Here is a 12,581-nt window from a genome sequence, read left to right on the forward strand (position 1 = left end):
TAATGAGACGGCAATATCATTACATGGACAATTCTAGTGGCGTCGGTGTCATCGATAAAGCGGCCCATGTGCTTGACGCACTTGAGGCCGGGCCCACCACCCTGGCGCAGCTTGTTGCTGCCACGGGACTGGCGCGGCCCACCGTGCACCGGCTGGCGCTGGCGCTGGTCCATCACCGGCTGGTGAGCCGCGACATCCAGGGCCGTTTCGTGCTCGGCAGCCGCCTCGTGGAACTCGCCTCCGCCGCCGGCGAGGACCGCCTGATCGCCTCCGCCGGGCCTGTCCTGATGCAGTTGCGGGACGCCACGGGTGAGAGCGCCCAGATTTTCCGCCGGCAGGGTGAGTGGCGCGTCTGCGTGGCCTCCGCCGAGCGGCCCATCGGGCTGCGCGACACTATTCCGGTGGGCACCCAGTTGTCCATGAAGGCCGGCTCCGCCGCCCAGGTGCTGCTCGCCTGGGAGGACCACGACCGGCTCCTCGAAGGCCTGCAGGCCGCCCGGTTCACCCCCACCGTCCTGGCCGGAGTACGACGCCGGGGCTGGGGCCAGAGCCTCGGCGAACGCGAGCCGGGGGTCGCCTCCGTTTCGGCACCCGTGCGCGGTCCGTCCGGACGCGTGATCGCCGCGGTGTCCATCTCCGGCCCGATCGAACGCCTCACCCGCCAGCCCGGCCGGCTGCACGCCGAGGTGGTCTGCAACGCGGCCCGGGTGCTGACCGAAGCCTTGCGCAAGACCAACGACTGACGGCATAGGCTGTCCGCATGAACAGCTATGCGGTCTTCCTGCGCGGGGTCAATGTCGGCGGCATCACGATCAAGATGGCCGAACTGAAGCAGGCCCTCGCCTCCCGGCCCTTTTCGGGCGTGAAGACGCTCCTGGCCAGCGGAAATGTAGTGCTCGCCAGCGAACTTTCCCCCCGGGGTGTCAAGAAGGAATTCGAGGCCTGCCTCCGGGCAGCCTTCGGCTATGACGCCTGGGTGGTGGTGCTTCCGGCGGAACGGGTGGGCGAACTGGTGGCGGCCTGCCCCTACCCCGCGGACGACGCGTCCACCCACACCTATCTCACGCTGGGCTCGGACACCGACGTGCTTGCTGAGCTGTATGAGGCCGGCAAGGGCCTGGACGGGGCGCAGGTGGCCACGCTGGGACCGGAGGCCCTGGCGTGGCTGGCACCCGCCGGCGGCACCCTGGACAGTCCGTTCAGCAAGCTGTCCTCAAAGCCGAAGTACAAGGCCTCCACCACAACCCGCAACCTGCGCACCATGATCAAGGTCCGCGACGCCGCAGCCCTGTTGTAGGCATGCTTTCTATTGACGCGCCGCCGCCTGGAGGGCCTTGTTGAAGGATTCCAGCCGGCTGACCTCAAGCTCGACGGGCTCCACCACCAGGTTCTCCGCCACCGCAGCGACGGCAGCCGTGAGCCGTTTCCGGGCCGCTGAGCCCCGGGCCCTGGCCGCGGCCCCCGCGATGAACTTGGCCAGGATGGCGAGGACAATCCCAAGAAGCGCCCCGCCGGCGATCATGACGGTCGGCACCGGCCAGCCCTGCACCCGCGGGACCTCAGGCACGGGAAGCTGAAAGTAGCCCAGCGCAGCGAGCACGCCGAGCCAGGCGAAGCCGCCCAGGGCCGTCAGCAATGCCAGCCACTGCACAATGTTGAACGGCGTCCACCACCAGGCCTTGCTCCCGGCTTTCAGCTCCGTGGACGCGATGGCCTGGTCCAGCGCGTCCGGCAGCCGGTCGCGGCCCTCACGGGCGGCAGCGCGGATGACGGCCCGCCAGGGGCCGGGGGCGCCGTCGGATGCTGCCTCGGCAAATTCCCGGACCGCGGCATCCGTGCGGGCCCGTTCCGGGGCGCCTGCCGGCGGCAGCGAGGTGCGGTTCACTTCCGGCCTGGCGCCCTCGCGGCGCAGGTTCAGCCGCCTGAGCGGATCGGGCCGGAAGCGGACCAGCCAGCGGGTGACAGGCCAGCCGGTGCGGCGGGTCGACTCCAGCTGGTAGGACCGGACGACGGCGTCCACCACGAGCGGGACATTCGCGGCGACGGCCAGTTCCCCGGCCAGCCGGGACTTCGACGCCGTTTTGACCCCCGCCGCCCCGCCCTCTCCGGACGCCTCGGCAAGCCATGCCGAGGCGCGGGTGACGTCAGCGCCGAGGCGCTGCGATTGGGCCTGCCGCTGCGTGGCCACCTGCCGGATGGCGGCCCGGACTTTGTCCACGCCGGTGCCCGCCACGGCGGAGGCGCCAATGACCGTCACTTTGCCCAGCCCGTCCCGTGCCAGAATGCCCTTGAGTGACTCCAGCACCGGCGGAAGGTCCCGGTCCGGGAGCCGGTCAATCTGGTTGAGTACCACGAGGGTGACGGCGCCGTGGGACGCCAACGGGGCGAGGAAGTCGTTGTGCACCGCGGCGTCGGCGTACTTTTGCGGATCGAGCACCCAGACGAGGACGTCGACGAGTCCGACCATCCGCTCCACGATCCCGCGGTTGGCAGCGCGGGTGGAGTCGAAGTCGGGAAGATCCAGGAGGATCAGGCCCGTGCCCTCGTCGGCGAACCCGGGGACCGGGCTGGCGTGGTGCCGGTTCCGGACCTCCAGCCAGTCCAGGAGCTCCTCGCTGCCCTCGGTTCCCCAGATGCCGGCGAGCGGTTCGGAGGTCGTGGGCCGGCGGGCGTCCGCCGTCGCGATTTCCTCCCCGCTGACAGCGTTGAAGAGGGAGGACTTGCCGCTGCCGGTCGCCCCAAAGAATCCGACCACGGTGTGGTCCGCCGAGAGGGAGCGCCGGGAGCCCGCCCGCTCCAGCACCTGGAGCACGCTGCCCAGGACGTCCGCGGGGAGCGCCCCGGCGGCCAGTTCACGCGCTTCGTTCAGGGCTATGAGCCTGCGGTCCAGCCGGGAGGCCTCGGCGGCGGCGCCGTGGCGGCTCATGCGGAGTCCGCCAGCCGGCGGAGCGCCGCGGCATGGCCGGCGAGCACTGCGGGGTCGATGCCGCCGGAAGGATCAAGCCGGTCCAGGAACCGCCGCTGCTCGTCCTGAAGCAGGTTCTGGCAGCGGGTGTGGAGGTCCTCCCGGGCAGTCTTGGCGAGCCGACGGACGGCGTCCTCGCCGAACACGGCTTCCAGCAGCCGCTGTCCGGCAATGGCGGTTCCGCCTGCGACGCCGACCTCCAGCCCGGTCAGCCCGGCGGTCATGGAAAACACCACGATCATCAGGGCGGCGCCGAGGCCGTTGATGCCGAAGGACAGCCAGCGGGCCTGCGTGCGCTTGCCCTGGCCCTCGGTCCGGATGAGTTCCATGAGGCTCCCCTGCCAGGCCCGGATCTCGGCAGCCGCCCTTTCGGCGAATCCGTCGGAGGTGCCGGCGAGGTCGTCGCTGCCCAGCAGTTGGCGGCCGGCGGGATCGGAGCGCCAGCGCCCGTCCGCATCGTCGCCCGCGTTGGCGGCCTCATCGATAATAACGGCCTGCAGACCGGTCTCGATCGCCGTCTCCACCCGCACCGCCGGCGCCGGTTCGCCACGAACGAACGCACCGACCCGGTCACGGAACCGGCCAATGTTCTGCTCCATCGCCCGGAAGAACTCACCGGTGCCCACAAAGTCCTGCCAGCGGGTCAGGACCTCGCCCCGCAGCAGGGCACCGTCACGGGTGGCCTCAAGGATCCGGGCCACGGCGTCCCGGTAGGCGCTGCGGGCGTCCCCCGCGAGGACTTCCGCGGCATGGTCCTGGTCTCCGGCGGCCTTCGCCGCCGCCTCGACGCGGTCCGCCAGGGCCTTGACGGTCCCGTTGAGGGTCCGCCGGGCGATGCCGGCGCGTCCGGCCGCGTCCGCGGCGATTTCCTGCAGCCAGAGCCGCAATGGCTCGACGGCGGCCGCCGGAAGCATCCCCATCCCGTCCAGTTCCGCTTCGGGTACAACAAAGAGGCAGGACGAGCCGAGGCCTTCCCGGCTGAGCATGGACTGCAGGTCCGCGCTGACCTCGGCTTCGGCGGCGGGCGGGACCCGGTCCAGGACCACGGCCACCATAATGTCCCGCGAGGCCGCGTCCAGCAGCAGACGCCACGGGACGGCGTCGGCATAGCGGTTGGCGGTGGTGACAAAAACCCACAGGTCGGCGGCCGCCAGCAACTGGCCGGCAAGCTTGCGGTTGTCAGCGGAAATCGAGTCGACGTCGGGCGCGTCCAGCAGCGCGATCCCCTGCGGCACCGCCGTGTCGGCGACCAGCACGAGCGAGGTGACCTCGGCGGCGTCCGGGGTGGGACCGGCCTGGCTGGCGGGCAGCGGCGCAGGGTTGACCGTGCCGCGGACCCGGCCCAGGCCCGGCAGCACCCGCTGGTCCTCGAACCAGCGTCCGTCGGCGGGGTGGTGCAGCAGGATGGGCTGGCGGGTGGTGGGCCGGATCGCGCCGGCGCGGGTGACGGCATGGCCCGCGAGCCCGTTGACCAGGGTCGATTTGCCCGCGCCGGTGGAACCGCCCACGACGGCGAGGAGCGGCGCGTCGAGGCTGCGGTAGCGCGGCAGGATGTAGTCCTCGAGCTGGGCGAGGGCGTGGCGGATGTCACCCCGGGCCTCGTCCGCGCCGGCCAGGGCCAGCGGCAGCGCGGTTGCAGCCAGGTCACGATGGACGGCTTCCAGCAGTTCAACGGCATGGCCGGGAGTTTGGTCGGAGCTCACCGCATCATCATGCCAGTTCCGGGCCACGCCGGTTCAGGATCGGGGTTGTGGGACAAAACGTGTGAATGGAATGGTGCCCGCTTCCCAGTGACGCGGCGGGGCTCCGGGGTAGCTAGGCTTCGAAAGCTTAGGGCTGCTGGGGTGCTTGTAAGCGGTCCGGGTAGGCGCCTGCTGCGTGCCGGCGTGCCGGCCGGACATGAACCGCGAAGAAGCGCGCCACCGAGAGGCTGTTGTCCCTGCGCAGCGGGAGCCCCGGGCATTCCTTCCGGTTCGTCTGACCTGAACTCCGGACGGCGCCGTTCGCGTTGCGGGGCGCCTTTGAACATGATTTCCGGCCCTGGGCTCCGGTGTTTGCGGCGTGTCCGTGTCGATGTGCCCCCGGACCGCCCACGACGGGCGAAACCAGGGGGCGCGCCCGGGCCCGCTTGCTTAGGGTCCAGGCAGGACGCGCCCGGCACGCCGGGGGTTTGCACACGTTTTGTCCAATCACCCTATAACCCAGGATCGACGACCCGCCGGACAACAAAAAACGGCCCCGGGCTGATGCCCGGGACCGTTCAATCTGTGACCCCAGCGGGATTCGAACCCGCGTTACCGCCGTGAGAGGGCAGCGTACTAGGCCGCTATACGATGGGGCCGCGTACTCTCCAGAACAGCATTCCTGCCGTTCGCGCTAAGCGATTATTTCATACACTCAGCAAGTGTTTCAAATCGGCAAACCGATTCAAAACCCCTGATCAGCCGCGGAATTTCGCGGATTTTTCAGAGCTGGGATACCAGGACTCGAACCTAGAATGACGGTACCAGAAACCGTAGTGTTGCCAATTACACCATATCCCAATGCAACTTTCGGGCCGGATCCGCGGGTCGAAACCCGCGCTCCCGGCGCCTCAGCACGAGTAATTACTTTACCCGAGAGTTTTCCTTCGCACAAATCGGCCACCCGGACGCCTGCAGAACGGCGCCGCGACTCCGGGGCGCGCACGCCGCACCCAGAAAACCCTTGCCAATCCGCCCCCCACAAGTTTACGCTCGGTAAGTTACCAACGAGTAACCACCCTCCCCCATGCCACTGAGGGCAGCTACGCGGGCATTTCCGAATGTTAGCTGCATCACAGTTCGGGGGCTGGCAGCAAAGCCGCTGCCGGCAACGCCGTCGAGAGGAACCATCTGTGACACAGAGTCGTGCCGCCATCAACAAGACCCGCACCCGTGCCCAACAGATCGCCATCGCCACCCTTGCCCTGCTGCTGATTGCCCTGCTGGGGTTCTACACCCTCGTCACCGGCCGGATTGCGGATGGTTCAGCCCGGCTCAAGGAGGGCGCGGGGCAAGCCTCCGCCGGCGCCTCACAGCTGAAAGACGGCGCCGGGAAGCTCGCTACGGGCGCCGGCCTCGCAGACACCGGTGCAGGCAAGCTCGCCGCCGGTGCCGAAAAGGTCCGTGACGGGATCAGCCAGAAGCTGGCCCCGGGCGCCGAGAAGCTCCAGGCCGGCGCGGACCTGCTGGCCACGGGTGCCGTGAAGATTGAAACCGATGTCAACAACAAACTCGCCCCCGGCGTCTACAAGGTCGACGACGGCGCGCACAAGCTCGCCGCTGGAGCCGTCCAGCTCTCGGCCGCCCTGACTCCGACCGCCGCCGGCAACGCGGAGAACAACCTGGCCGACGGCGCCACGCAGCTTGAGGCGGGCGCGGCCCGGCTGGCATCGGGATCCGGCGAACTCGCGGCCGGGACGGTCCAGCTCAAGGGCTACCGTGGCGCCAACAATGACCCCGAAGCCGGGACCGGGACTGCCGCCCTGGCGCAGGCCCTCGAACTCCTGCAGGCTGCCGCCTCGGATCCGGCGCAGGGCCTGGTGCCTCTAGCCGTGGTCAAGGACAAGATTGCCAGAATCGCGGCCGGGGCCAAGAAGCTTGACGCAGGCGCATCCCAGCTGCAGGCCGGAGCGGGCCGCCTGCAGGATGGCGCAGGCCAGCTGCACGCCGGGACGGGAAAGCTGACGGCCGGTTTCGGGACCCTCGCCGGCAAGCTCAACAGCCGGGACCCCAACAACCCCGGCGTGGTGCTCGGCACCGAACTGCTGGCCGACGGGACGTCGAAGATCCGGACGGGCATCGACGGCGTACCGGGTGACCCGGAGCATCCGGGCCTGATCAAGGCGGCCGCCAGGATGACTGACGGCAGTTCCCGGCTGGCTGACGGGACGGTAGCGCTGAACGCCGGCATCAAGGGCGATCCTGCGGATCCTGCCAACCCCGGCCTGCTCAACGGCTCCCTTGCCCTCGCCTCCGGAGCCTCCGAGCTCTCAGCCGGCAACACCAAGCTGGCATCGGGCTCCTCGCAGCTTTCCACCGGTGCGGACAAGCTGGCAGACGGGAACGCCCGGATCGCGGAAGGCACGGGGACGCTGTATTCGAGCGCCGCGGCCGTCTCGCCGTCGAACATGGTCGGGCAGTCCGATGCCGGCCTGGCCCTTGGGATCGTCGGTGCCCTGGGCCTGGGCTCGGCCGGCGGGTTCCTGGTGCTGCGGAACCGCCGCGCACAGGCCGGTTCAGCGCCGGCGGAGCTTTAGGCCAGCAACTCCAGCAGGGAACCGACCTCGCGGCCCACAAAGCCCGGGGCCGGTTCCCCGCCGCGGTTCAGCCAGACGCCCAGGAGGCCGGCCGCCGTCGAGCCGTCAGCATCCAGAAGCCGGTTGTCCCCCACATAAAGCGTCTCGCCGGCACCGGTGCCCAGACGGCGGACGCCCTCCAGGTAGATGGCCGGATCCGGCTTGGCCGCACCCACGGTGTCGGTGCCCACCAGGATGCTGATGCGTTCCAGGCCGGCGGCGTCGAGCTTGACCCGCTGGTAGTCGTGGACGTTGTTGCTCACGGCGCCGTAGGGAATGCCGGCGGCATCAAGGGCGTCCAGGATCGGGGTGACGTCGTCGAAGGCACGGATGTAGCCGTGCTGCCGGCTGGCGTAGGAGCTGACCCAGTGGTGGGCCTGCTCCCCCTCCTCCAGCTCGACGCCGAAGTGCCCCAGGGCCGCCCGGCCGCGGAGGAGCCGCTGCTCGTTGAAGGTCAGCTCCCCGGCCAGATACCGGTCGTAGAAATGCGTGGTCTCGCGGGTGAAGATCCGCCCGAACTTCTCCCACCCGGCCGGGTCCAGGGCGGGCAGGAGGTGCTCGCTGGCGTCGCGGAGGGCTGCCGTCATGGCGAACTCGAGGTCCACCAGGGTGTCGTCGATGTCGAACAGCACCCCGCGAACGCGGCCCAGTCCGCCGTCCAGGCCGGCGGCCAGGGCGGCGGTCCGGGCGCTGGTGATTGCCTCGGGCGAGCTCATCATCAGCCGCGGAAGGCGCGCAGCCGGGCCAGGGACGAGTCCTTGCCCAGGATCACCATGGATTCGAACAGCGGCGGGGAGATCCGGCGGCCGGAGATCGCCGTGCGGACCGGGCCGAAGGCCAGCCGCGGCTTGACGCCGAGGCCTTCCACGAGGGCCTCCTTGAGGGCCGCCTGGATGGAATCGGCGGTCCAGTCGGCCAGCGGTTCCAGGGCGGCAAGGGCGGCGTCGAGCACCTCCGTAAGGTTCTCCGGCAGTCCCTTGCGGGCGTCGTCCGCGACGTCGATGGCGTCGTCGTTCTTGAACAGGAAGGCGAGCATCCCGGGGGCTTCGCCCAGCAGCGAGATACGCTCCTGGATCAGTGGGGCCGCCTCGGCGAGGATCTCCTCCTGGCGTGCGGTGAGGGTCTCGCCGACAAACCCGGCGGTGCGCAGGTACGGGACGAGCCTGCCGCGGAAGTCCCCGGCGTCGAGCATCCGGATGTGCGTGCCGTTGATGGCCTCGGCCTTCTTGATGTCGAAGCGGGCCGGGTTGGCCAGGACGTCGTTGACGTCGAAGTGCTCGATCAGCTGGTCCACCGTGAAGATGTCCTCGTCGGCGGAAAGGCTCCAGCCCAGCAGCGACAGGTAGTTGAGCAGGCCCTCGGGGATGAAGCCCCGGTCCCGGAGCAGGAACAGGTTGGACTGCGGGTCGCGCTTGGAGAGCTTCTTGTTGCCCTCGCCCATGACGTACGGCAGGTGGCCGAAGACCGGCAGGTAGCTCGCGACGCCGATGTCCATCAGCGCGCGGATCAGCACCACCTGGCGGGGCGTGGACGAGAGGAGGTCCTCGCCGCGGAGCACGTGGGTGATGCCCATAAGAGCGTCATCGACGGGGTTGACCAGGGTGTACAGCGGGGAGCCGTCGGCGCGGACGATCACGTAGTCCGGGATGCTGCCGGCCTTGAAGGTGATGTCGCCGCGTACCATGTCGGTGAAGGTGACGTCCTCGTCCGGCATCCTGACGCGGAGCACGGGCTTGCGGCCCTCGGCCTTGAACGCGGCCAGCTGCTCCGCTGAGAGTTCACGGTCGAAGTTGTCGTAGCCGAGTTTGGGGTCCCGGCCCGCGGCGCGGTGGCGGGCCTCGACCTCCTCCGGCGAGGAGTAGCACTCGTAGGCGTAGCCGGCGTCGATCAGCTTGGCGACGACGTCCTTGTACAGGTCCAGGCGCTGAGACTGGCGGTAGGGCTCGTGCGGGCCGCCGACCTCCACGCCTTCCTCCCAGGTGATGCCGAGCCATTTGAGGGCCTTGAGCAGCTGCTGGTAGCTCTCCTCCGAGTCGCGCGCCGCGTCCGTGTCCTCGATGCGGAACACGAAGGTGCCCTTGGTGTGCCGCGCGTGGGCCCAGTTGAACAGGGCTGTGCGGATCAGGCCGACGTGCGGGGTGCCGGTGGGCGACGGGCAGAACCGGACGCGGACCGGGGTGTCGGCGGTGACTTCGCTGGTCACACTGGGGGCGGAGCTGGAGACGGCGTCGTGCGCGGAGGGAGTAGTCATAGTGGTACCAACATTACCAACCCGGATCATCGCCGGACGCCCACGCTTTCCGCTACGAAAACGGACAGCCGCACCGTGGATCCACGGTGCGGCTGTCCGAAATCGGCGCAGTTTTCTTCCGGCGGAGTTCCCTACCGCCGGACGACGGGGTTGGAGAGGCGGCCGATGCCCTCGATCTCGACCTCGAAGCGGTCGCCGGCCTGGACGAGTCCGACGCCGGCCGGGGTCCCGGTCATGATGACGTCGCCGGGCAGCAGGGTGAAGGCCTGCGAGACGATGGAGACGAGTTCGCGGACGCCGCGGATCATCTGGCTGGTGCTACCGTCCTGGCGCAGTTCGCCGTTGAGCCGGCCCTGGATCTGCAGGTCCTCGGTGTTCAGTTCGGTCTCGATCCACGGGCCCAGCGGCGCGGAGGTGTCGAAGCCCTTGGCCCGGGCCCACTGCAGGTCGGTCTTCTGGACGTCGCGGGCCGTGAGGTCGTTGCCGCAGGTGTAGCCAAAGATGACGTCGTCGACGCGCTCCTCGGGGACGTCCTTGCAGATCCGGCCGATCACGACGCAGAGCTCAGCCTCGAAGGACACTTCCTCGGAAAACTCCGGCAGGACGATAGGGTCGTTGGGCCCGATCACGGAGGTGTTGGGCTTCAGGAAGAGCAATGGCTGCTTGGGGACCTCGTTGCCGAGTTCCTGCGCGTGTTCCACGAAGTTGCGGCCAACGCCGATGACCTTGCTGCGCGGGATGATCGGCGCCAGCAGGCGCACGTCCTCCAGTTTGTGCCGGACAGCGGTTCGTTCCACGCCGTGGAAGAAAGGGTCGCCGTTAATGACAGTGACTTCCTCACTGCCGGACTCACCTTCAACAATGCCGTAGAGGGGATCAGAATCGACTACAAACCGGGCGATACGCATGGCTCCAAGCGTACCGTCTCCGGCGGGCTAGGGGGTGCCGCTGTCCAGGCGCAGGTAGTGCAGCTGCGCGGCCACTGAGAGTTCCGCCGCAGGCCGCACGGCGGGGTCGACGGCGGCGTAGACGGCGTCGGCGACCTCGGCTACCCCGGCCCCGGCTCCCAGGTTCTCGAGGGCGGTGCGGATTTGCCCGAGGCGGTCCTCGCGGTGGTCCCGGTAGGCGCGGACGATCGTGTCCAGGGCGGGCAGCATCGGCCCGTGGGCCGGCAGGACGGTCGCGGGGCCCAGGCGTTCGAGCCGGTCCAGCGACGCGAGGTAGTCCCCCAGGGTGCCGTCAGGGTAGTCCAGAACCGTGGTCCCGAGGCCCAGGATCGTATCGCCGGTGAGGACCGAGCCCTGGGGGCCGTCGTGCGGCAGGTGGAAGCAGACCGAGTCCGAGGTGTGGCCCGGCGTCGCCAGCACCCTGATTTCAGCCCCGGCGGCGTGGATGACTTCGCCGTCCACGAGGGGGCTTCCGCCGTGGCAGTGGGCCGGGTCCGCGGCGCGAACGGGTGCTCCGGTCAGTTCGGCGAACCGGGCGGCGGCGGCCGTATGGTCGGCATGCCGGTGCGTGATCAGGATGAGTTCGACGGCGCCGGCCCGGGCCAGTTCCTGCAGGTGCGGCTCATCGAGCGGGCCGGGATCCACCACGACGGTGCCGGCCGCTCCGGGGGCGGAAATCACGTAGGAGTTGGTCCCGTGCAGGCTCATCGGCCCCGGGTTGGGGGCAAGCCTGAAGCGGGTCAGCTCTGTGCTGCGCACCATGGCGCGGGGGTCGTCCGGAATCACAGTTCCATCTTCCCACCGAACCGGCGGTCATACGAGCGTCCGTCACACGAGCAGCAGCACCACCCATTAACGACGACGGCGGCCCCGCACCGGAACGTGGGGGCCGCCGTCGAACGCTGCGTGTTGGTGAGGCCGTCCCGCTTAGGCGAGGCGGGTCAGCCAGCCGTGGGTGTCCTCGATGGTTCCGGTCTGGATGCCCAGGAGCTGTTCGCGGATGGCCATGGTTGTCTCCCCCGCCCTGGCGTCTTCGGAGCCGATGAACTCGGTGTTGTCCTTGAGCACGCCGATGGGGGTGATGACGGCGGCGGTTCCGCAGGCGAAGACCTCGGCGATGTCGCCGGAGGCCACGCCGTCGCGCCATTCGTCCAGGGTGACCTTGCGTTCGGTGACCTTGCGGCCCATGTCCTTGGCCACCTGGATGACGGACATGCGGGTGATGCCTTCCAGGATGGTTCCGCTCAGCGCGGGGGTGGCCAGCGAGCCGTCCTTCATGACGAAGAATACGTTCATGCCGCCGAGCTCTTCCACGGCGTTGTCATTGAACTGGTCCAGGAACAGCACCTGCTTGCAGCCGTGGGACTCGGCCTCCTGCTGCGCGATCAGTGACGCGGCGTAGTTGCCGCCGCACTTGGCGGCGCCGGTCCCGCCGCGGCCGGCGCGGGCGTATTCGCGGGAGATCCAGATCGAGACGGGCTTGAGCTCGCCGCCGAAGTAGTTGCCGGCCGGGGAGGCGATGACGCGGAAGGACACTTCGCGGGCGGCCCGGACACCGAGGAAGGCTTCGGTGGCGATCATGAACGGCCGCAGGTACAGGGCCTCGCCGTCGCCGGAGGGTACCCATTCGCGGTCCACGGAGACGAGCTCGCGGATGGCGCCCAGGAAGTACTCTTCCGGGAGCTCCGGGAGTGCCAGGCGGCGGGCCGACTTGTTCAGGCGGGCGGCGTTGGCCTCGGGACGGAAGGTCCAGATGGAACCGTCGGCGTGGCGGTAGGCCTTGAGTCCCTCGAAGATTTCCTGGCCATAGTGGAGCACCGCAGCGGAGGGGTCCAGGGAGATGGGACCGTAGGCCTCAATACGGGCATCATGCCAGCCGCCCTTGCCCTCGGCGTCGACGCTGTAGTCGACGATGGCGGTGTGGTCGGTGAAATAGTTGCCGAAACCCGGGTTCGCCAGGATGGCAGCACGTTCTTCAGCGGACCTCGGGGTTGCCGAGAGCTGCTGGGTGAATTCGACGCCATGGGCAGTCTGAGTCATGGTTCCTCCACGGTCGGCTGCCTGGCGTGTGAACGTGGTTCAGCGTCGGACCACGGCAGC

10 protein-coding genes and 2 tRNA genes are annotated in these 12,581 nt (G+C 69.2%); 3 read left to right on the forward strand and 9 right to left on the reverse strand.

Annotation, left to right across the window (positions count from 1 at the left end; genetic code table 11):
- The first annotated feature begins 23 nt into the window (after positions 1 to 23).
- Both ACZY0Y_RS08030 and ACZY0Y_RS08035 read left to right on the forward strand, forming a co-directional pair.
- Positions 24 to 743, forward strand: a complete 720-nt coding sequence (locus tag ACZY0Y_RS08030) for an IclR family transcriptional regulator (RefSeq protein WP_069952151.1) — start codon at positions 24 to 26, stop codon at positions 741 to 743.
- A gap of 17 nt (positions 744 to 760) precedes the next feature.
- Positions 761 to 1,297, forward strand: coding sequence for a DUF1697 domain-containing protein (locus tag ACZY0Y_RS08035; protein ID WP_463957340.1), 537 nt, complete (start codon positions 761 to 763; stop codon positions 1,295 to 1,297).
- Between the two features lie 9 nt (positions 1,298 to 1,306).
- On the opposite strand, the gene ACZY0Y_RS08040 is transcribed toward ACZY0Y_RS08035, so the two are convergent.
- The 4 genes from ACZY0Y_RS08040 to ACZY0Y_RS08055 form a co-directional block, all read right to left on the reverse strand.
- On the reverse strand, positions 1,307 to 2,926 hold the full coding sequence (locus ACZY0Y_RS08040) for a GTPase (RefSeq protein WP_463957341.1): 1,620 nt from the start codon (positions 2,924 to 2,926) through the stop codon (positions 1,307 to 1,309).
- On the reverse strand, positions 2,923 to 4,668 hold the full coding sequence (locus tag ACZY0Y_RS08045) for a dynamin family protein (RefSeq protein WP_463957342.1): 1,746 nt from the start codon (positions 4,666 to 4,668) through the stop codon (positions 2,923 to 2,925). The genes ACZY0Y_RS08040 and ACZY0Y_RS08045 overlap by 4 nt, the downstream gene beginning before the upstream one ends.
- Positions 4,669 to 5,233: 565 nt before the next feature.
- Positions 5,234 to 5,306: transfer RNA gene (locus ACZY0Y_RS08050), tRNA-Glu, on the reverse strand.
- Between the two features lie 130 nt (positions 5,307 to 5,436).
- Positions 5,437 to 5,508: transfer RNA gene (locus tag ACZY0Y_RS08055), tRNA-Gln, on the reverse strand.
- A 332-nt stretch (positions 5,509 to 5,840) separates the two neighbouring features.
- Between ACZY0Y_RS08055 and ACZY0Y_RS08060 the strand changes: the two genes are divergently transcribed.
- Positions 5,841 to 7,244 (forward strand): hypothetical protein, encoded by a 1,404-nt coding sequence (locus ACZY0Y_RS08060; protein WP_463957343.1) that lies wholly within the window; start codon positions 5,841 to 5,843, stop codon positions 7,242 to 7,244.
- On the opposite strand, the gene ACZY0Y_RS08065 is transcribed toward ACZY0Y_RS08060, so the two are convergent.
- The 5 genes from ACZY0Y_RS08065 to ACZY0Y_RS08085 form a co-directional block, all read right to left on the reverse strand.
- On the reverse strand, positions 7,241 to 7,999 hold the full coding sequence (locus ACZY0Y_RS08065) for an HAD family hydrolase (RefSeq protein ID WP_463957356.1): 759 nt from the start codon (positions 7,997 to 7,999) through the stop codon (positions 7,241 to 7,243). The two genes, ACZY0Y_RS08060 and ACZY0Y_RS08065, sit on opposite strands and share 4 nt — an antisense overlap.
- Positions 8,000 to 8,001: 2 nt before the next feature.
- The gene (gene gltX / locus ACZY0Y_RS08070) at positions 8,002 to 9,534 is read right to left on the reverse strand and encodes a glutamate--tRNA ligase (protein WP_463883478.1); all 1,533 of its coding nucleotides are present in this window, start codon (positions 9,532 to 9,534) and stop codon (positions 8,002 to 8,004) included.
- 131 nt (positions 9,535 to 9,665) lie between these two features.
- Positions 9,666 to 10,442, reverse strand: coding sequence for a fumarylacetoacetate hydrolase family protein (locus ACZY0Y_RS08075; protein WP_463883480.1), 777 nt, complete (start codon positions 10,440 to 10,442; stop codon positions 9,666 to 9,668).
- Positions 10,443 to 10,469: 27 nt separating this feature from the next.
- On the reverse strand, positions 10,470 to 11,243 hold the full coding sequence (locus ACZY0Y_RS08080) for an MBL fold metallo-hydrolase (RefSeq protein ID WP_463957357.1): 774 nt from the start codon (positions 11,241 to 11,243) through the stop codon (positions 10,470 to 10,472).
- A 165-nt stretch (positions 11,244 to 11,408) separates the two neighbouring features.
- Positions 11,409 to 12,521: a branched-chain amino acid aminotransferase gene (locus ACZY0Y_RS08085; RefSeq protein WP_463883482.1), complete on the reverse strand. Its 1,113-nt coding sequence runs from the start codon at positions 12,519 to 12,521 to the stop codon at positions 11,409 to 11,411.
- Between the last annotated feature and the right edge of the window lie 60 nt (positions 12,522 to 12,581).

The sequence above is a fragment of the Pseudarthrobacter kochi genome (assembly GCF_055412805.1).

Bases quoted from the DNA above. Each gene is read 5' to 3' on its own strand.
- ACZY0Y_RS08075 (WP_463883480.1), bottom strand. From the start codon at position 10,442: ATGCGTATCGCCCGGTTTGTAGTCGATTCTGATCCCCTCTACGGCATT.
- ACZY0Y_RS08030 (WP_069952151.1), top strand. From the start codon at position 24: ATGGACAATTCTAGTGGCGTCGGTGTCATCGATAAAGCGGCCCATGTG.
- ACZY0Y_RS08080 (WP_463957357.1), bottom strand. From the start codon at position 11,243: ATGGTGCGCAGCACAGAGCTGACCCGCTTCAGGCTTGCCCCCAACCCG.
- gltX (WP_463883478.1), bottom strand. From the start codon at position 9,534: ATGACTACTCCCTCCGCGCACGACGCCGTCTCCAGCTCCGCCCCCAGT.
- ACZY0Y_RS08085 (WP_463883482.1), bottom strand. From the start codon at position 12,521: ATGACTCAGACTGCCCATGGCGTCGAATTCACCCAGCAGCTCTCGGCA.
- ACZY0Y_RS08035 (WP_463957340.1), top strand. From the start codon at position 761: ATGAACAGCTATGCGGTCTTCCTGCGCGGGGTCAATGTCGGCGGCATC.
- ACZY0Y_RS08040 (WP_463957341.1), bottom strand. From the start codon at position 2,926: ATGAGCCGCCACGGCGCCGCCGCCGAGGCCTCCCGGCTGGACCGCAGG.
- ACZY0Y_RS08065 (WP_463957356.1), bottom strand. From the start codon at position 7,999: ATGAGCTCGCCCGAGGCAATCACCAGCGCCCGGACCGCCGCCCTGGCC.